This window comes from Pseudoxanthomonas wuyuanensis (assembly GCF_900215535.1).
In the GTDB taxonomy this organism is placed as follows: domain Bacteria; phylum Pseudomonadota; class Gammaproteobacteria; order Xanthomonadales; family Xanthomonadaceae; genus Pseudoxanthomonas_A; species Pseudoxanthomonas_A wuyuanensis.
This window is the reverse complement of the sequence record NZ_OCND01000001.1, coordinates 1,006,700-1,026,576: the sequence shown is the minus strand read 5'-3', so window position 1 is coordinate 1,026,576 and position 19,877 is coordinate 1,006,700. Positions and strand designations below refer to the sequence as shown.

The window sequence follows — 19,877 nt, the reverse complement described above, 5'->3', positions numbered from 1 at the left end:
GGGGAAGCTTCATCGCGACTCACGTCGCTCCTACAAGGACAGACCACGACAGGGAAAAGCAACATTCCGGATATGAAGGCGGCGGAAACGGCGCGGATCAGGGTATAATGCCGCGCTTCCCCACACTCGGGTCCGCCGATGCTGCGCATCCAGGCTGAAGCACTTACCTACGACGACGTTTCGCTCGTCCCCGCCCATTCCCTCGTCCTGCCCAAAGACGTCAACCTGGGAACGCGCCTGACGCGCGACCTGCGGTTGAAGCTGCCGATCGTTTCGGCGGCCATGGATACCGTTACCGAGGCGCGCCTGGCCATCGCCATGGCCCAGCTTGGCGGCATCGGCATCATCCACAAGAACCTGAGCGTCGAACAGCAGGCCGCCGAAGTAGCCAAGGTCAAGAAGTTCGAGGCCGGCGTCATCAAGGAACCCTTCACGGTCAGCCCCGACACCACGATTGCCGAGGTGCTGAAGCTGACGCGGGCGCGCAACATCTCCGGCGTGCCGGTGGTCGATGGCGGCCAACTGGTCGGCATCGTCACCAGCCGCGACATGCGCTTCGAAACCAAACTCGATGACCCGGTCAGCCACATCATGACCAAGAAGGATCGCCTGGTCACGGTCAAGGAAGGCGCCAGCGACGAGGAAGTGCTGCAGCTTCTGCACAAGCACCGCATCGAAAAGATCCTGGTGGTCAACGACGGCTTCGATCTGCGCGGCCTGATCACCGTCAAGGACATCCAGAAGAAGACCGACAACCCCAACGCGGCCAAGGACAGCGCGACCCGCCTGCTGGTCGGTGCGGCGGTCGGCGTTGGCGGCGATACCGATCAGCGCATCGAAGCGCTGGTGGCCGCCGGCGTGGACGTGATCATCGTCGATACCGCGCACGGCCATTCGCAAGGCGTGCTGGAGCGCGTGGCCTGGGCCAAGAAGCGCTTCCCGCAGCTGCAGGTCATCGGCGGCAACATCGTCACCGGCGACGCCGCGCTGGCGCTGATGGACTCCGGCGCCGACGCGGTCAAGGTCGGCGTGGGCCCGGGTTCGATCTGCACCACCCGCATGGTCGCCGGCGTCGGCGTGCCGCAGGTGACCGCCGTCAGCATGGTGGCCGAGGCGTTGCAGGGTCGCATCCCGCTGATCGCCGACGGCGGCATCCGTTATTCGGGCGACATCGGCAAGGCCATCGTCGCCGGCGCTTCCACGGTGATGATCGGTGGCCTGTTCGCCGGCACCGAGGAATCGCCGGGCGAGACCGAGCTGTTCCAGGGCCGCAGCTACAAGAGCTACCGCGGCATGGGCAGCCTGGGCGCGATGGAAAAGGGCAGCAAGGATCGTTACTTCCAGGACGCCAGCGACGCCGACAAGCTGGTGCCGGAAGGCATCGAAGGCCGCGTGCCGTACCGCGGCCCGCTCAGCGGCATCATCCACCAGCTGGTGGGCGGCTTGCGCGCGACGATGGGCTATGTGGGCTGCGCGACCATCGAGGAAATGCAGGTCAAGCCCAGCTTCGTCACCATCACCGGCGCCGGCCAGCGCGAAAGCCATGTCCACGACGTGCAGATCACCAAGGAACCGCCGAATTACCGGATGGGCTGAAGCAAGGAGTGAGTGAAGAGGAGTGAGGAGCGAGGAAAGCTTCGACACTCCTCTTCTCTTTCCGGTCCCCGCTTTTACTCACTTCTCACTCCTCTCCACTCGTTTCTCGCTCAATGACCAACATCCACACCGACAAGATCCTCATCCTCGATTTCGGCGCGCAGTACACGCAGCTGATTGCGCGGCGCATCCGCGAGATCGGCGTCTATTGCGAGATCTGGGCCTGGGACCACGACCCGGCCGAGATTGCCGGCTTCGGCGCCAAGGGCATCATCCTGTCGGGCGGGCCGGAATCCACCACACAGCACGGGGCGCCGGCGGCGCCGCAGCAGGTCTTCGATTGCGGATTGCCGATCCTGGGCATCTGCTACGGCATGCAGACCCTGGCCGCGCAGCTGGGCGGCGCCACCGAAGCGGCCGATGCGCGCGAGTTCGGCCACGCGGAAGTGGAGATTGTCGCGCCCGACGCGCTGTTTTCCGGCCTGAGCGATCATGGCGGCGAGCCGCGCCTGAACGTGTGGATGAGCCACGGCGATCATGTCGCCGCGGCGCCGCCGGGTTTTACCGTCACCGCGCGCACCGACCGCATTCCGGTCGCGGCGATGTCCAACGAGGCAAAGCGCTGGTACGGCGTGCAGTTCCATCCGGAAGTCACCCACACCCTGCAGGGCGAGACCCTGTTGCGCCGCTTCGTGGTCGATGTCTGCGGCTGCAAGACGCTGTGGACGGCGGCCAACATCATCGAGGACCAGATCGCCCGCGTGCGCGAGCAGGTCGGCTCCGATGAGGTGATCCTGGGCCTGTCCGGCGGCGTCGATTCGTCGGTAGTCGCGGCGCTGCTGCACAAGGCCATCGGTACGCAGCTGACTTGCGTGTTCGTCGACACCGGCCTGCTGCGCTGGCAGGAAGGCGACCAGGTGATGGCGATGTTCGCCGAGCACATGGGCGTCAAGGTGATCCGGGTCAATGCCGCCGACCGTTATTTCAAGGCGCTGGAAGGCGTGGCCGACCCGGAGGCCAAGCGCAAGATTATCGGCAACCTGTTCGTCGAGATCTTCGACGAGGAAGCCGGTCGGCTAGCCAATGCCAAGTGGCTGGCGCAGGGCACCATCTACCCGGACGTGATCGAATCGGCCGGCAGCAAGACCGGCAAGGCCCACGTCATCAAGAGCCACCACAACGTCGGCGGCCTGCCCGAACACATGAAGATGGGCCTGGTCGAACCGCTGCGCGAACTGTTCAAGGACGAGGTGCGCCGGCTGGGCGTGGAACTCGGCCTGCCGCGCACGATGGTCTACCGCCATCCGTTCCCGGGCCCGGGCCTGGGCGTGCGCATCCTGGGCGAGGTCAAGCCCGAATACGCCGAACTGCTGGCCAAGGCCGATGCGATCTTCATCGAAGAACTGCGCAAGGCCGATCTGTACGACAAGAGCAGCCAGGCCTTCGCGGTGTTCCTGCCGGTCAAATCGGTCGGCGTGGTCGGCGACGCCCGCGCCTACGAATGGGTGATTGCGCTGCGCGCGGTGGAAACCATCGACTTCATGACCGCGCACTGGGCGCACCTGCCTTACGACTTCCTGGGTACGGTTTCTAACCGTATTATCAATGAGTTGCGCGGTATTTCTCGCGTTGTTTATGACATCAGCGGCAAGCCGCCGGCGACGATCGAGTGGGAGTGATCCGGCTCGCGGCGATGTCATCGGGCAGGTGAGCCTTCCGGCAAGATCTGAACCGGCCAAGCACAGGAAAGAACAGATGCGTTCCAGACCATTCGGCCGCAGCGGCCGCAGCGTTGGCGAGATCGGTTTCGGCGCGTGGGCCATCGGCGATGCCTGGGGACGGGTGGATGACGATGAGGCCGTCGCCGCTTTGCATGCGGCGCTCGATGCCGGCGTCGATTTCATCGATACCGCCGACGTCTATGGCGATGGCCATTCCGAACGCCTGATCGCGCGGGTGCTGAAGGAGCGCGGCGGCGCGCGGCCATTCGTGGCGACCAAGGCCGGCCGCCGCCTGCCGCAGCAGACCGTCGCCGGCTACAGCGAGGAGAACCTCAACGCCTTTATCGACCGCAGCCTGCGGAATCTGGATACCGACAGCCTGGATCTGGTGCAACTGCATTGTCCGCCGACCGACCTGTACTACCACCCAGAAGCGTTCGAGCGGATGGAGCGGCTGGTCGAGCAGGGCAAGATTCGCCAGTACGGGGTCAGCGTCGAGCGTGTCGAGGAGGCGCTGAAGGCGATCGAATACCCGGGCGTGGTCAGCGTGCAGATCGTCTTCAACATGTTCCGTCTACGCCCTGCCGAACGCTTGTTCCGGCAGGCACAGGAACGCGGTGTGGCGATCATCGCGCGGGTGCCGCTGGCCAGCGGCCTGCTCAGCGGCAAGTTCACCCATGACACCCGCTTCGAGAATACCGATCACCGCCAGTTCAACCGCCACGGCGAAGCCTTCGATGTGGGCGAGACCTTTTCCGGCGTGCCTTATGAGGTTGGCCTGGCCGCGGTGGAGCGGATTCGCCCGCTGGTTTCCGGCGATGCGACGATGGCGCAGCTGGCGCTGCGCTGGATCCTGATGTTCGACGCGGTCACCGTCGTCATTCCAGGCGCGCGCAATCCACGACAGGCACTGGCCAATGTCGCCGCGGCCGATCTGCCGCCGCTGTCGGACGAAGTCATGGAAGCGGTGGCGCGGATCTACGAGGAAGACATCAAGCGGTACGTACACGCCCGCTGGTGATCGTCGAATCCCCCCTTTGCGGCGGTGAACCGGCCCCGAAACGGTAGAGGGTGTTGAAGCGGCTTCAGCCGCGACTCTCTGCTGCAGGGGCGTCGCGGCTGAAGCCGCTCACGATCGTTCGCGGGCCGGGGCGACGATCAGGCCCGGAAGAGGGCTGCGGCCAGGTACGGCAGAGCGGCCGTGGTTCGAGGTCTGCGCTTCTTCGCCGCGCGCGCGACAGGTATTGACTCAGGTCAACGCTTCGTCATCGCGGGCCTGCGACAATCGCCTTGCCAGATGCCGGTAGGCGGTGAACCGCGCCAGGTATCGCAAGCGCGGAATGCCGGCACGTTTCGCTGCAGGTCGTTGGCGAAGCGTTTGCTGCGTCGCAGAACCCAGTCCATCGTCCTCATACGAGTACGAAGCCTCCAGGAGCCGTACCATGGCCCAGAACGCCGCCGCACCCACCGAGTCCCACCGGCTGCCGGAATCCGAACTGCGTCGGCTCGATGCCTGGTGGCGGGCAGCCAACTACCTGACCGTCGGCCAGATCTACCTGCTCGACAATCCGCTGCTGCGCGAGCCCTTGCGCATCGAGCACGTCAAGCCCAGGTTGCTGGGGCATTGGGGCACCTCGCCGGGGTTGAGCTTCATCTATGCGCACCTGAACCGGATCATCCGGATGCAGGACGTGGACATCATCTATGTCTGCGGACCGGGGCATGGCGGCCCGGCGATGGTGGCCAATACCTATCTGGAAGGCACCTACAGCGAGCTGAATCCGGACGTTTCCCTGGATGAGGACGGGATGCGGAAACTGTTCCGGCAATTCTCGTTCCCGGGCGGCATTCCCAGCCATGCCGCGCCGGATGTGCCTGGTTCCATCCACGAAGGCGGCGAACTGGGCTACGCGTTGTCGCATGCGTTCGGTGCGGCCTTCGACAATCCCGATTTGGTCGTCGCCTGTGTGGTCGGCGATGGCGAAGCCGAGACCGGGCCGTTGGCCGCGGCCTGGCATTCGAACAAGTTCCTGAACCCGCAACACGATGGCGCGGTGCTGCCGATCCTGCATCTCAACGGCTACAAGATCGCCAACCCGACCATCCTGTCGCGCATCCCCGACGAGGAACTGCGCGCGCTGTTCGTCGGTTACGGCTACGAACCGCTGCTGGTGGAGGGCGATGAGCCCGAAGCGATGCACCAGCGCATGGCGGCGGTGCTGGACGATGCCATGGCGCGTATCCGCGGCATCCAGGCGACGGCGCGCGCGGAGCCGCCAACCGGGCAGGCGCGTCCGCGTTGGCCGATGATCATCCTGCGCAGCCCCAAGGGCTGGACCGGGCCCAAGCAGGTGGATGGGCTGAAGACGGAAGGGTTCTGGCGCTCGCACCAGGTGCCGTTGTCCGGCCTGGCCGGCAACGCCGAACATCTGAAGCTGCTGGAGGACTGGCTGCGCAGCTATCGGCCGCAGGAACTGTTCGACGCATCAGGCGCGCCGGTGGCCGAAATCCGCGCAACCGCGCCTGCTGGCGTGCGGCGCATGAGCGCCAACCCGCATGCCAATGGCGGCCTACTGCGCAAGACGCTGCAAATGCCCGATGTGGGCGAACAGGCGATCGCTTTTTCGCAGCCCGGCACGGTCAAGGCCGAAGCCACCCGGGCGATGGGCGATTTCCTGCGTGCGGTCATGCAGGCCAATGCCGGCGCGCGCAATTTCCGCATCGTCGGCCCGGACGAGACCGCCTCGAACCGGCTGCAGGATGTCTTCAAGGTGACCGCGCGCGCCTGGATGGAAACGATTCTCGAGGAGGACACCTACCTTGGGCGTGACGGCCGCGTGCTGGAAATCCTGTCCGAGCATACCTGCCAAGGCTGGCTGGAGGGCTACCTGCTGACCGGCAGGCATGGCCTGTTCTCGTGCTACGAGGCGTTCATCCACATCGTCGATTCGATGTTCAACCAGCATGCCAAATGGCTGGATGCCAGCCGCGAGATTCCCTGGCGGCGGCCGATCGCCTCGCTGAACTATCTGCTGACCAGCCACGTCTGGCATCAGGAACACAACGGCTTCAGCCATCAGGATCCCGGTTTCATCGATGTCGCGCTGAACAAGAAGGCCGACATTGTGCGGGTCTATCTGCCGCCGGACGCCAACACGCTGCTGTGCGTGACCGACCATGTGCTCAGGACCTGGGATCGCATCAACATCATCGTCGCCGGCAAGCCGCCGCTGTGGCAGTGGCTGCCGATGGAACAGGCGGTAGTCCACTGCAAGGCCGGACTCGGCGTCTGGGACTGGGCTTCGAACTGCGGCGATGGCGAACCCGACGTGGTGATGGCCTGCGCCGGTGATGCCCCGACGCTGGAGACGCTGGCCGCGGTCAGCATCCTGCGCCAGCACCTGCCCGAGCTGAAAATCCGCGTCGTCAATGTGGTCGACCTGATGACGCTGCAGCCCCGCGAAAATCACCCGCATGGCCTGTCCGATGCCGAGTTCGATGCGTTGTTCACCGAAAGCAAGCCGGTGCTCTTCGCCTACCACGGCTACCCGTGGACGATTCACCGGCTGAGCTACCGCCGCACCAACCACCGCAATCTGCATGTGCGCGGCTACAACGAGGAAGGCACGACGACGACCCCGTTCGATATGACCGTGCTGAACGGGCTGGACCGTTTCCATCTGGTGCAAAGCGTGATCGAGCGGGTGCCGGGGACGGGGCCGGCAGGCGTGGCGCTGAAACAGCTGATGCAAGACAAGCTCAGCGAACACCATGCGTATATCCGGGCGCACGGAGAGGACATGCCGGAGATACGTGACTGGCGGTGGGATGGGTAGGAGCGAGGAACGAGTGGAGAGGAACGAGAAACGAGAGATGAGGAGTGAGAAGTGAGGAGTCGCTTTCACTCGTTTCTCACTCCTCTCCACTCGTTCCTCGCTCCTAGTGGGATCCGACAAAGGTGGCAACGAACGTGCAGCAGCAACCAACGCAAGCACCGCAGGCTTCATGGCACGACCGTCCGGTGGAGGAGGTGCTGCAGGCGCTGAAGACCGCGCCTGCCGGTCTCAGCCAGGACGAGGCCGGGGCCCGGCTGAAGAGTCATGGCCCCAATCGCCTGCCCGAAGGCAGGAAGCGCAGCGTGCTGGTCCGTTTCCTGCTGCAGTTCCACAACATCCTGATCTACGTTCTGCTTGGCGCCGCCATCGTTACGGCATTGCTGGATCATCTGATCGACACGGCTGTGATTCTGGCGGTGGTCATCGTCAACGCCGTCATCGGCTTCATCCAGGAGGGCAAGGCCGAAAAGGCGATGGATGCCATCCGCCAGATGCTGGCGCCGCGCGCCAACGTGCTGCGCGATGGCGAGCGCTGCAGCGTCGACGGAGAAGCGTTGGTGCCCGGCGACATCGTGCTGCTGGAGGCCGGCGACAAGGTGCCCGCGGATCTGCGGCTGCTTTCGGCTTACGGCATGTCCGTGCAGGAGGCCATCCTCACCGGCGAATCGGTGCCGGTCGAAAAGCGCATCGAAGCGGCCGCCGCCGACGCGGCGCTGGGCGATCGTGCCGGCATGGCGTTCAGCGGCACCCTGGTGGCCTCCGGCCAGGGCCGCGGCGTGGTGGTGGCGACCGGTGCCGCCACCGAGATCGGCCGCATCAGCAGCCTGCTGTCGACGGTGGAAATACTTACCACGCCGCTGGTCAGGCAGATGGGGGTGTTCGCACGCTGGCTGACGGTGCTGATTCTGCTGATTGCCGCGCTGCTGCTTGCCTATGGCTATTTTCTGGGCAAGCACGAGTTCAGCGAGATGTTCATGGTGGTGGTGGGCCTGTCGGTTGCGGCGATACCGGAAGGCCTGCCTGCAGTGTTGACCATCACCCTGGCCATCGGCGTGCAATCGATGGCCAGGCGCAACGCCATCGTCCGCAGGCTGCCGGCCATTGAAACCATCGGCGCGGTATCGGTCATCTGCACCGACAAGACCGGCACGCTGACCCGCAATGAAATGATGGTCGCATCGGTCGTGACATCGCAGCACCTTTTTGGTCTGGACGGTACCGGTTACGAGCCCAAGGGGGCCATCAGGCTGGACCAGGCCGACGTGGACGCGCGCGAGCACGCGGTGCTGGGCGAGCTGGCGCGTGCCAGCGCGCTGTGCAACGACGCCGCATTGCGCGAGCGCGACGGCGTCTGGGCGGTGGAAGGCGACCCGATGGAAGGCGCCTTGCTGGCTTTCTCCGGCAAGCTCGGCACCGAGGTCCGCAGGCACCAGGCTGGCTGGACCCGCACCGATGCCATTGCCTTCGATTCGCAGCATCGTTTCATGGCCACGCTATGCCATGACCACCAGCGCCATGCCTTCGTCTTCGTCAAAGGCGCCCCGGAGCGGATCGTCGCCATGTGCCGCGACCAGCGTGCGGCGGCAGGCGGCAGCGAGCCGTTGGATGCTGGCTACTGGAACCGGGAAGCGGACCGGATTGCCGCACGCGGCCAGCGCGTGCTGGCTTTTGCGGTCAGAGCGGTGCCGCCGGAGCACACCGTGCTGGAGCACAGCGATGTGGAGGGCACGCTGACCCTGCTGGGCATGGTGGGAATGATCGACCCGCCCAGGGCCGAGGCCGTGGCGGCAGTGCAGGAATGCCATGGCGCCGGCATCCGGGTGAAGATGATTACCGGCGATCACGCCCGGACGGCCGCCGCCATCGGCGCCCAGATCGGGTTGCGGGATCCCGATTCGGCGCTCACCGGTGCCGATCTCGACAACATGAACGATGCGGCGCTGAAGGCGGCCGTGCTGGATTGCGACGTCTTTGCCCGCACCAGCCCCGAACACAAGCTGCGCCTGGTGATGGCGCTGCAGTCGCACGGCATGATCGTGGCCATGACCGGCGATGGCGTCAACGACGCGCCGGCGCTGAAACGCGCCGACGCCGGAATCGCGATGGGCCTCAAAGGCAGCGAGGCGGCCAAGGAAGCGGCCGAACTGGTGCTGGCCGACGACAACTTCGCCTCCATCGTCAGTGCCGTGCGCGAGGGCCGCACCGTCTACGACAACATCAAGAAGGTCATCAGCTGGACCTTGCCCACCAACGCGGGCGAGGCGCTGAGCATCATTGTGGCGCTGCTGTTCGGCATGACGCTGCCGGTGACGGCGCTGCAGATCCTGTGGATCAACCTGATCACCGCGGCAACGCTGGGCATCGCGCTGGCCTTCGAACCCACCGAGGAGAACACCATGCGCCGGCCGCCGCGCGCCCGCGACGAATCGCTGATCGGCGGCGAGCTGGTGTGGCACATCGTGCTGGTGGCGGTGCTGTTCCTGTGCGGGGTGTTCGGAATCTTCAGCTATGCGCTGGACAAGGGCTACTCGGTGGATCTGGCGCGGACGATGGCGCTCAACACGCTGGTGGCGATGGAAATCTTCCATCTGTTCTTCATCCGCAACATCTACGGCACATCGCTGACCTGGAAGGCGGTACGCGGCACCCGGGTCGTGTGGGCAACGGTGATTGCGGTCACCGCGGCGCAGTTCGCCATTACCTACCTGCCGCCGCTGCAGGCCATCTTCGCGACCGAACCGATACCGCTGGCCGATGGCGTGCTTATTTTCGGCGTGGGCGTGGCGCTGTTTGCCCTCATCGAAACCGAGAAGCAGATCCGCCTGGCCATCAAGCGCGCCAGGGGCGCGCTCGCTGGCGCCGGGACGTGAGGCGTGGAGGGCGCTTCAGCCAAGGCAGGCCATGACCCCTTCGGCGACAGCGCGTTCCTCGTCCGCCGCTATCACCAGCACTTCCACCGCCGATGCCGCCGAGCCGATGCTGGTTTCGCCCTGCCCATTGCGCGCGGGGTCGATGTCCACGCCCAGCCATGCCGCCGCCGCACCGATGCGCTGGCGAATGATGGGCGCGTTCTCGCCGATGCCGGCGGTGAACACCAAGGTATCGAGCCCGCCGAGCGCCGCGGCCAGCGAACCGATTTGCCGGCCGATCCGGTAGACGAACAGCTCGACGGCCTCGCTGGCATGCGGGTCGGCGCTCTGCAGCAAGGTCTGCATGTCGCCGGACAGTTCCGATACGCCGAGCAGGCCGGAGCGCTCGTAGAGCAGTTCGCTTACCGCATCGGCGCTCATCTGCCGCTCGCGGATCAGATGCAGGATGATGCCCGGATCCAGCGAGCCGCAACGCGAGCTCATGATCAGGCCGTCCAGCGCCGAGAAACCCATCGTGGTGGCGACGCTGCGGCCGGCGTCCATCGCGCACAGGCTGGCGCCACTGCCCAGGTGCGCGACGATGGTGCGGCCGCCTGCGCGCGCGCCGTCGCGCGCGCGCAGCACAGTGGCCACATGGGCATAGGACAGGCCGTGGAATCCGTAGGCGATGATGCCGTCGTCGCTGAGCCGGCGCGGCAGGCCGTAAAGACGATCCTGCCGCGGCCGGCCGGCGTGAAAGGCGGTGTCGAAGGCGCCGATCTGGATCGCCGCGGGCAGCAGTCCGGAAGCCAGTTCGACGATGTCCAGGTTGTAGGGTTGGTGCAGCGGCGCCAGCGGCGCCAGTTGGCGCAGCCTGGCCAGGGTGGGCGAATCGAGCACGCTCGGCTGCGCGAACGTCAGCCCGCCATGCACGATGCGGTGGCCGACCGCGCCAATCCGCTCAAGCAGGTCGCGCTTGCCGAGTTCGTCGAACACGGTCCGTACCGCGGCGTCCGGCGGCATCGGCGCGGCGCCCAGCGCAGTTTCGCTGTCGGCTGCGCCGGGGCAGCGGATCTTCAGCCGGGGCGCATGGCCCAGCTGCGAAATGCTTCCCCTGAGCAGCAGCGGCAGCCCGGCAGCCTGGCCGAACACGGCAAACTTGAGGCTGGATGAGCCGGCGTTGAGGACCAGCAGCGCCCGGCTCATCGCTGCGGCTTGATGGGTTCGTGGTGCGCGACCAGCACCGCGGCGGCGCAGGAGGCCAGCCGCGACAGGCGGCCATCGGCGCGGCTGGTCAGCATGATCGGCACCCGCGCTCCCATCACGATGCCGGCCGATTGCGCGTTGGCCAGATAGGCCAGCTGCTTGGCCAGCATGTTGCCGGCTTCGATGTTGGGGACGATCAATACGTCGGCAATCCCGGCCACCGGCGAAACGATGTTCTTGGTATCGGCAGCCTGCGGGGAAATCGCATTGTCGAACGCCAACGGGCCGTCGATCAGGGCGCCGACGATCTGGCCGCGGTCGGCCATCTTGGCCAGCGCCGCCGCATCGGTGGTCGCAGGCATGTTGGCGTGCACGGTTTCCACCGCCGCCAGCACCGCCACCCGCGGTTCGGCCACGCCGAGGGCATGCGCGCAGTCGATGGCGTTCTGGACGATGTCCTTCTTGGTTGCCAGGTCGGGCGCGATATTGACGACCGCATCGCTGAGCAGCAGCGGGCGCGGATAGGTCGGCACGTCGAGCACGAACACATGGCTCATCCTGCGGTCGGTGCGCAGGCCCGCGTTGCGGTCGACAACCGCGGCCAGCAGCTCCCCGGTCTGCAGGCTGCCCTTCATGATGGCATCGACTTCGCCTTCCAGCGCCAGCCGGCAGGCGGTCTCGGCCGCCGCGTGGCTGTGTTCGACCGCAACGATGCGGATGCCATCGAGGTCTTCGCCGGCCTCCACCGCCGCGGCGGCGATTTTCGCCGCCGGGCCGACCAGCACCGGTACGATCAGCTGCATCCGGAAGGCTTCAAGCGCGCCGCCGAGAGACACCGCATCGCAGGGATGGACGATGGCGGTGCGGATGGGCTCGTGCGCAGCGGCCAGCGCCAGCAGGCGGTCGAGCTGGGAACGTTGGACGCCGCCGTTGCCGGCTTGGGAAGTATCGTTCATCTCGCGGTGTTTTCCAGGGCGTGTGGCGACAGTCGGTACGAATGCGAACGCCGTTGTCGCGTTGGCAGGTAACGAATTTTACGCTGTGCAACGCCAGCATACCTGTTGCGACTGGAGCAGGGCGTGTCGACCGCGTGCGACAGACTGATGGCGGATTGGAGAATTGAAGTTCTTCCTTCTCCCAGGAGGAACGTCTCCGAGGAAGCCGGCGCTCGGGACAACGCCCAGCGCCACGCGGTTTACGAAGCGGCGCCGGCCAACGCGTTCGCAGCTCAGAGCGGCAACGGATTGGCCTGGCGCAAGGTCTGCATTTCCCGCGCCAGCAACGCAGCGACTTCGCAGGCCTGGAACTGCGAGATAAACAACGGCACCGCGAAGTCGTAGCCCTCGCCCTCGCGCCTGAGCACGTAGGCCAGTTGCAGCCTGGCGAAGGAGCGGCGTACGGTTTCGGCGTCGACACCGATGCCTGCGCCGGCGAAATCGGCAAGCGTGCCGGCCAGCGTCATCGGCTGCGCTTTCGTGCCGGGGCCGGGCCGGTGGCGGGAGGTTTGCGCGATGCGATAGACGATGATCCGGTCGACAAGGCAGGCGTTCGGATCCGGACTCAGCCGCGCCCAGCCGGCCAGCGCGTCCAGCATCGCGTCAGAACGCATGGCCCTGTCCAGTTGCAGGCCGTCGAGCAGGCGCTGGCCGCGTTCGAGCTGCTCCAGCATCTGCTGGCAGGCGATGGCCACCAGGTTGGCGCGATGGCCGCAGGCCTCGGCCAGCAGGCCCGGCAGTGCGGGGTCGTTGAAATGGATGCCAAGCTGGGCCAGCGGTTCGACCGCCAGCGCGATGCAGGCGTCGCGCTCCAGTCCGCCCAGGTTGATCGCTTCGCCGAAATTGCGGATGGGCGAGGCGTAGTCGAGCGTGGCCGCTTCGTACAGGTCCCAGAAGCCGGCCAGCATGAAATGGCAGCGGCCTTCCTCGCTCAGGCTGCGCAGCGCCGACAGTTGCGCATAGCCGCCAGCGGCCTCGGCACGCAGGAACAGGTCGGTTTCGTCGATCAGCAGCAGCAGGCGACGGCCATCGCTGCGGCGCGAAAGCTCTTCCACCAGCGCATCGATGGCGGTGTCGGCCGGCAGGCCCAGTTCTGCCGCCAGGCGGGCCGAAAACCGGTGATCCCGCAGCGACAGATAATGGCATTGCACATGCGGATGCCCGGCGAAGCGCCGTTCGATCGCCTTCATCAGGCTGGTCTTCCCCAGTTGGCGGCCACCGACCAGCAGGTAGTTGCCCGGTTCGCGATTCAACACCCGCGCCAGCAGCGATTCGCGGCCGAAGAACGCCGTCGGACGGGTGATGCCGCCGCGCGTCTGGTACGGCGAAATCCGGGTCACCTGCAACTGCCGGCCCAACAGGCTTACCAGCACCTGGGTGGGGGAAGGATGCAGCAACCACTCGCTCAGGCCGGCCTGGTCGATGCAGACGCACAGGTTGGCCGGATCGTTGGCGAAGCCATTGAGCGCATTGTCGAAGGCGGCGCCGGGACTGACGACCAGTATCACGTCCTGGCCCGAAGGCAGTTCGCGCAGCAGCCGGACCAGCAGCGAAGGTTCGATGTCCGCATCGGGCAGATACAGCAGTACCCGTTCCAGCGCCACCGGCAGGGTCAGCGGCAACCGCCACTGGCAGACCATGCCCGGCAGCGGCCAATGCTGGCTGGTGCTGGTCTCCGCGGCGACGCGCGCGGCCAGCATCTGCGCGCGCACGGCGCTGCCGGCCTGCGCAAAGCCCAGCGCTTGGCGCCAGTCCGCCGGGTCGATAGCTGCGGCAGCGAGCATGCTCTGGCGGCATCGCATCCAGCCGAACTGCCGATCCAGCTGCGGCAGTTCCGCGATCGGTTCGCGCCGCAGTCGCCGTGGCTTGGCGCGCAAGCCGCGGATGCGCGGATTGGCGAAAAACAATGCCGCGGCGGTACCGGCTACCGCCACTGCGGCGATGGCCAGCAACGCCAGCAGCCATTCCAACGCGCTCCATTGCGTGGCGGTCCGGCAGTCGGCGGGCACGAAGCGCGAAGACGGGGCGGGTATGCCGGTCGTGCATGCCCAGATCTGCGTGTCCGGATCGAAGCGCAGCTCAAGACGGGTTCCGCGCAAGCCGGATGCTTCGCTGAAGCGGTTGCCGTAGCGGACTGCGAGCGCCAGCGGCTGCGGCACTTCGATATGCAACAGCTGCGGACCGGGTAGCGTTGTCCCGGGTAGCGCAATGGTGGCGGGCCATTGCCCCTGGGCCCGCCAGCGATCTTCGGCTTCCTGCCTTATCAGCGCCAGTTCGGAACGGCTCTGCTGCAGCAGCATCAGGCTGTGGCCGTCGCGCTGCGTTTCCCAGCGCAGCCAGGGATTGAGCCAGGGTGCGAACAGCAGGCTGCCCAGGAACCAGGCGATGGCCGCAACCCAGCAGGCGATGCCGGCAACCAGCGCCCAGCGCAGCCAGGGGCGCCGTGGGGTGCGGGAGGCGGCCGTGTTCATCGTTCGGACGAATGCCCGTGTTCGGCGATCAGCAGGCCGGCGCGGCGAATCGACTCGCTGCGCCATTCCAGCCAGAGACCGTCGGCATGCCGGCGCGGGGTTACCAGGTTGGCCCAGTACAGGCTGCGCAGCACCGGGTCGAGCAGGTACGGGCGCGCCATCGCCACGCGCGGCTGCTGCAGCCACGCGGTAATCGTGGCGCGATGGACGGGTTCGGCCAGCAATGGCACGAAGGCCTGCCAGACCGGTGCGTAGCCTGCCAGTTGTTCCTCCAGTTGTTCATCGCTGGCGTTGGCGCCGCTCTCAGCCAGCAGCGCCAGCGCCGCGGTCGCCAGCAACGGATGCCCGCCGGACAGGCGCAGCGCTCTTTCGCAGTCGGCCTGGCCGTGACCGTGCGCGGTGCCTGCCTGGCGCTGCAGATCGGCCGCGGTGAGTTCGGGCCAGACCTCGGTGGCGGCGATGTTGAGCAGCGACAGATCGCCGCCCTGGTATTTAAGGTCCGCCAGCGCCGAGCCGCCGCAGATCAGCAGGTGCAGCCTGCCGCTGTGCATTTCGCTCAGGCTGCGCAGGATGCCGGCCAGCACGTCGCGCTGGACCGGGTCGCCCTGTTCGAAGCGGCTGACCAGGCAGAACAACGGCTCGGGCTGTTGCAGCGCGCGCGTCAGCGCGGCTTCGAACGCGTAGTCCGAGTCCACGCCCGTCAGCCCGCATTGCTGGCCCAGCGCGGAAAAGTACGCGGCCGGCTCGCTGAGCAGGCTGAAGGGCGGGTGCAGGTGCAATACCTTGTCGTGGCCGTAGCGGCGGGCCGCCTCGGCCAGCATCGCCTCGCGTTCCGGCGGCTGTCCCCAATGCGCCTGCGTCAGCAGCATGATGATCGGGTAGGGACGCATCTGCTGCAGGCGGTCGAACAACTGCGCCACCGCGGGCGGCGCGGCAGCCGGTACCGAAGAGCCGCCCGTGGCGGTGGCGGCCTCGGCAGGGAACTGCGCATCGAAACCGGCCGCAACCAGGAGCCGGTTGGTTTCCACCTCGGTCAGGCGCAGGTAGCCGGCGCAGGCCAGCACCTTGTCCCGATGCTTGCGGTTGGGCAGCGAATGTCCCTGGCGCCAGTTGTTGACGGCCTCGCGGCTCATGCCGATTTCGCTGGCCACGTCCGCCGCGCTGGCGCGGATGCGGCGCATGTGCTGCCCGAGCAGTTGCGGGAATTCTGAGACGGGCATGGGCGACAGCGGCGGCGGCAGGAGGCAGCCGGTTACCTTAGCGTCGCCGCCATCGCTGTCAATCGCGTCCATGAAATCCGGTCCGGCGAGGATTGCGCGTCAGGCGGTGGCTTCGGCTGGCTTGGGCCTGGCCACGAACAGCCGGCCAACGATCAGCAGGTGAGCGATGAACGCCAGCAGCGCGGACACCGGCAATGCCACCGCCAGCCGCACGAGCATGCCGCCGAGGCCGGACTGGTTTTGCAGCCGCTGCAGCCGTTCGAACCGTGAGGGATCGGCGTTGGAATAGGCCACTTCGACGGTGGCGCCCTCGTCCATGTACGGGATGGAATTGCCTTCGGAGGTGCTGAACTCGCCGCGCCGCGCCTGGCCGCCGGCTTCGAACGCATAGCTGAAATGGTAGGTGTAGCTCTTGCGGCCCTTGCGCCCGCTCTTTTCTTCGATGTCCTGCAGCGTTACCGGGGCGGTCACCAGGCTGTGGTCCTTGAGAATCGCGTTGGAACGGAAATAGCCGCCAATGGCGCTATAGCTCAGCAGCGCCGCGAAGATCAGGAAAGCGGCGAAGCAGAGGAATCTGGAAATCTTGCCGATGCTGGCGTGCGTAGCGTCGGAAACGGGAATGTTGATCATGGCGTTGCGATGGCCCCTGTGGTTGATGGAGTGCGTGCCGGCGCCGCGTATGCAGGCCGCCGGTGATCGCCTGTGAAGGCGCCGGCAAAGTCTGGGGCGGCGGTGCGCCTGCCGGAACCGGCAAAGCGTCAAGCGGCAGCGTTGGCGGTTGACGGACTGTCAACCGCCGGCGGCGGGGCCGGCTTTCCAGCGCTTGCCGGCATCAACAGGCCCCGGCCCGTGCCGGAATGGCGAATCCGTCCCTCGCTGACCGTCCAGGGGGCGTGGTGCAAGCGCACTCCGGCGGGGCGGATGCACCGCTATACAATCTGCGCCAACGTGGACGATAGCGGTAACCCAGCGGTGCAGACAGACAAGGCCAGGCCCCACCGGACTCCGGCCCGCTCGTGCGGGCGTTGCCGATGACGCAGGAGCAAGACGACCGCTGGATGCGCCACGCCCTGGCGCTGGCCGAGCGCGCCGAACGCGAGGATGACGAGATCCCGGTCGGCGCGGTGCTGATCGGCGCCGATGGCCAGGTGCTGGGCGAGGGCTGGAACCGCAATCTGGCCGAGCACGATCCCACCGCGCATGCCGAAATCGTGGCGTTGCGCCGCGCCGGCGGCAAGCTGGGCAATCACCGGCTGATCGGCAGCACCCTGTACGTGACCCTGGAGCCGTGCGCGATGTGCGCGATGGCGCTGGTGCATGCGCGGGTGGCGCGGCTGGTATTCGCCGCGGCCGATCCCAAGACCGGCGCCTGCGGCAGCGTCTTCGACCTGATCGCCGACCCGCGCCACAACCACCGCGTCGTGGTGGAAGGCGGCCTGCTGGCGGAAGAAGCCGGGCGCCGGCTCAGCAACTACTTCCGCGCCAAGCGCGGCAAACCGCCGCTGCCGTAGGACGGCGCCCCTAGAGCGTGTTATGGCCTTTGGGATGAGATGCGTTGCGCGCCAGCGCCGTTGCAGCAAGGCGGCCGGCGCGGTCCTTGGGTGGCGCCCAAGGCAAGCCGGGCAACGCGGCTGCGGCGGCGCTGGCGCGCAACCCCCGTATCAAGTACGGGGCAGGCTCTTCGGGAAGGCCGCTGTCGCGGCGCCATGCCGCGTTGCACGCCTTGGCCAGGACCGGCGGCGTGCGCCTTGCCTGACACCGCGACAGCAGCCTTCGCACTCACCCCAAAGGCCATAACACGCTTTAGGGCAGGCGCTTGCGCGACTGCGCGTGCCGGTGATCCATTTCCTCGTTGATCGCGGTGACCGCCAGCGTCGATTCGCGCGCCAGCAGCAGGCTGGCGGCGAACATCGCCAGTACCCCCAGCGCGGCCAGCCACACCGGTATCGAGCCCAGGCGATGATCCAGGAACGTATCCACCGCCACCGCCAGGCTGGTGCCGACGAAAAAACTGATGGCGCCGTAAAGCAGCTGGCCTGCGCGCAGGATGATCAGGCTGCGGCGGCGTTGCAGCGCGATGCGGCGTTCGTACAGGCCGCGCTCGGCCTGGTCTTCGATGTCGACCAGCTCGCGCAGCAGCGTGCGCGCGCGGTCGATGATGCGGGCCAGGCGGTTGTTGGCCGACAGCAGCAGCGATGCGGTGGCGGTCAGGAAAAACGCGGGCGCGAGCATCGCGGTCAGCACTGCGTGGTCGGTGATGTTGTTCATAGGCCGGTGCCGGTGACGGTCTGCGTTATCATGACATGGTGCGGTATTCCCGCAATCTTCGCGGCCGGCAGGGCCGATTCCACAACCGAGCGGCGGGTGCATGGCAGTCAGCAAATCGAGCAATGACCGTTTGATCTGGATCGATCTGGAAATGACCGGGCTGGATACCGGCCGCGATTCGATACTCGAAATAGCCACGGTGGTGACCGATTCGCAGTTGAACGTCCTGGCCGAAGGCCCCGAAATCGCCATCGCACATCCGCTTGCCGCGTTGGAGGCGATGGACGACTGGAACCGCAATCAGCACCGCAAGTCGGGACTCTGGCAGCGGGTGCTGGACAGCCGGATCGATCTGGCCCAGGCCGAAGCGCAGACGGTGGCGTTCCTGGCGCAATGGGTGCCGGCCAACGCCTCGCCGATGTGCGGCAACTCGATCTGCCAGGACCGCCGCTTCATGCACCGGTTGATGCCGCGGCTGGAAAAGTACTTCCATTACCGCAACCTGGACGTCAGCACGCTGAAGGAACTGGCGCGGCGCTGGGCGCCGGCGGTGCTGGAGGGTGTGCGCAAGCAGTCTTCGCATACCGCGCTGAGCGATGTCCACGACTCCATTGCCGAGCTGCGCCATTACCGCCAGTACATGGGCACGTTGGCCGGAACGGCGCAGCAGGCCGGCTGAGGCTCAGCCGGCGTCGTTCTGCGGTTTGGCCGCTCCCAGCGCGGCGGGTGCGCCCTTGCCGTCGCGCAACAGGCGGTCCAGCGACAGCTCCTGCCCGTCGGCGCCATGCAGGTACAGGTGCATGTCCTGCTGCGGGTAGGGGATGCTGATGCCGGAACGGTCGAACGCCAGCTTGATGCGCTCGTTCAGGGCGGTCTTGGTGGCGAACCAGTCCGGTGGGCGGACGAAGCAGCGGATGCCCAGGTTGACCGAGCTGGTGGCCAGTTCGTACACCAGTACGTCCGGCTCCGGGTCTTCCAATATCCGTTCGTCAGCGCGCATCACTTCCAGCGCCGCTTCGCGAGCCACCTGGATGTCGTCGCCGTAGCCGATGCCGATCACCAGTTCGATCCGGCGCAGCGGCTGCGCGGTCAGGTTGACGATGGGGCTGGAGGTAATCAGGTTGTTGGGTATCGTGAAAGTCTGCTTGTCCGGACCGCTCAACACGGTCTGGAAGATGCGCACCGTCTGCACGGTTCCGGTCTGCCCGGCAATGGTCACCACGTCGCCCACGCGGAACGGCCGCAGGCTGACCAGCATCACGCCGGAGGCGATGTTGGACAACGAATCCTTCAGCGCCAGGCCGATGGCCAGGCCGGCCGCGCCAATCACCGCCAGCAACGAAGCGGTCTGCACGCCCAGCGTGCCCAATGCGGCGATCACCACGACCACCGCACCCAGCGCATAGGTGACGTTGCGCAGGAAATTGCTCAGCATGGCATCGGCACCGGCCCGGCCCATCGCCCGCGGCAGCAGGTTGGCCAGCCAGCGGGAAACCCACAACCCCACCAACAGGACCGCCAGCGCCGCCCCCAGCTTGACGCCCCAGGTGGTCAGCAGGCTTTCCCAGTCGATCTTGCTCAGTTCGGCGGTGGAGATGGGCAGGGCGGATAGCATGAGGGCTCCATTCAAACGGCCGCGAGAGCCGGAAAGGGGTTGGCGGACAGCGCAAACGCAGAGCCCCGCATGCGCGGGGCTCTGCATGGTGCCGGCAAGT

At 66.6% G+C, this 19,877-nt stretch carries 14 protein-coding genes; 7 read left to right on the top strand and 7 right to left on the bottom strand.

All coding sequences use genetic code 11. The annotated features are described in order from the left end of the window. Positions 1-138 precede the first annotated feature (138 nt). From guaB to CRO39_RS04315, 5 genes are all read left to right on the top strand, one after another. On the top strand, positions 139-1,596 hold the full coding sequence (gene guaB / locus CRO39_RS04335; RefSeq protein WP_097120598.1) for an IMP dehydrogenase: 1,458 nt from the start codon (positions 139-141) through the stop codon (positions 1,594-1,596). Positions 1,597-1,709: 113 nt separating this feature from the next. Continuing rightward, a complete protein-coding gene (gene guaA / locus CRO39_RS04330) occupies positions 1,710-3,275 on the top strand; it encodes a glutamine-hydrolyzing GMP synthase (RefSeq protein ID WP_097120597.1) in 1,566 nt (521 codons plus the stop codon). Positions 3,276-3,351: 76 nt separating this feature from the next. Next, the gene (locus CRO39_RS04325) at positions 3,352-4,338 is read left to right on the top strand and encodes an aldo/keto reductase (protein WP_097120596.1); all 987 of its coding nucleotides are present in this window, start codon (positions 3,352-3,354) and stop codon (positions 4,336-4,338) included. Positions 4,339-4,759: 421 nt separating this feature from the next. Then, the gene (locus CRO39_RS04320) at positions 4,760-7,153 is read left to right on the top strand and encodes a phosphoketolase family protein (protein ID WP_097120595.1); all 2,394 of its coding nucleotides are present in this window, start codon (positions 4,760-4,762) and stop codon (positions 7,151-7,153) included. 134 nt (positions 7,154-7,287) lie between these two features. Then, positions 7,288-10,023, top strand: a complete 2,736-nt coding sequence (locus tag CRO39_RS04315; RefSeq protein ID WP_097120594.1) for a cation-transporting P-type ATPase — start codon at positions 7,288-7,290, stop codon at positions 10,021-10,023. Between the two features lie 15 nt (positions 10,024-10,038). Here the strand turns inward: CRO39_RS04315 and CRO39_RS04310 are convergent, their stop codons facing one another. From CRO39_RS04310 to CRO39_RS04290, 5 genes are all read right to left on the bottom strand, one after another. Next, positions 10,039-11,208 (bottom strand): acetate/propionate family kinase, encoded by a 1,170-nt coding sequence (locus CRO39_RS04310; RefSeq protein ID WP_097120593.1) that lies wholly within the window; start codon positions 11,206-11,208, stop codon positions 10,039-10,041. Further along, on the bottom strand, positions 11,205-12,164 hold the full coding sequence (locus CRO39_RS04305) for a bifunctional enoyl-CoA hydratase/phosphate acetyltransferase (protein WP_097120592.1): 960 nt from the start codon (positions 12,162-12,164) through the stop codon (positions 11,205-11,207). The genes CRO39_RS04310 and CRO39_RS04305 overlap by 4 nt, the downstream gene beginning before the upstream one ends. A 272-nt stretch (positions 12,165-12,436) precedes the next feature. After that, positions 12,437-14,674 carry an ATP-binding protein gene (locus tag CRO39_RS04300; RefSeq protein ID WP_097120591.1) on the bottom strand — a complete coding sequence of 746 codons (2,238 nt, stop codon included), beginning with the start codon at positions 14,672-14,674 and terminating at the stop codon, positions 12,437-12,439. Then, positions 14,671-15,894: a hypothetical protein gene (locus CRO39_RS04295; protein WP_097120792.1), complete on the bottom strand. Its 1,224-nt coding sequence runs from the start codon at positions 15,892-15,894 to the stop codon at positions 14,671-14,673. Before CRO39_RS04295 ends, CRO39_RS04300 begins: the two co-directional genes overlap by 4 nt. 99 nt (positions 15,895-15,993) lie before the next feature. Continuing rightward, a complete protein-coding gene (locus CRO39_RS04290) occupies positions 15,994-16,524 on the bottom strand; it encodes a DUF3592 domain-containing protein (RefSeq protein ID WP_097120590.1) in 531 nt (176 codons plus the stop codon). Positions 16,525-16,925: 401 nt separating this feature from the next. Here CRO39_RS04290 and tadA point away from each other — a divergent pair, with 401 nt between their 5' ends. Continuing rightward, on the top strand, positions 16,926-17,405 hold the full coding sequence (gene tadA / locus CRO39_RS04285) for a tRNA adenosine(34) deaminase TadA (protein WP_097120589.1): 480 nt from the start codon (positions 16,926-16,928) through the stop codon (positions 17,403-17,405). 292 nt (positions 17,406-17,697) lie between these two features. Here tadA and CRO39_RS04280 read toward each other — a convergent pair whose 3' ends face one another. Continuing rightward, entirely contained in the window at positions 17,698-18,162 is a 465-nt protein-coding gene (locus CRO39_RS04280) for a DUF2721 domain-containing protein (protein ID WP_097120588.1), read from the bottom strand. Positions 18,163-18,262: 100 nt separating this feature from the next. Between CRO39_RS04280 and orn the strand changes: the two genes are divergently transcribed. Then, a complete protein-coding gene (gene orn / locus CRO39_RS04275) occupies positions 18,263-18,841 on the top strand; it encodes an oligoribonuclease (protein ID WP_097120587.1) in 579 nt (192 codons plus the stop codon). A 3-nt stretch (positions 18,842-18,844) separates the two neighbouring features. On the opposite strand, the gene CRO39_RS04270 is transcribed toward orn, so the two are convergent. Continuing rightward, positions 18,845-19,777, bottom strand: coding sequence for a mechanosensitive ion channel family protein (locus tag CRO39_RS04270; protein WP_097120586.1), 933 nt, complete (start codon positions 19,775-19,777; stop codon positions 18,845-18,847). Positions 19,778-19,877 lie beyond the last annotated feature (100 nt).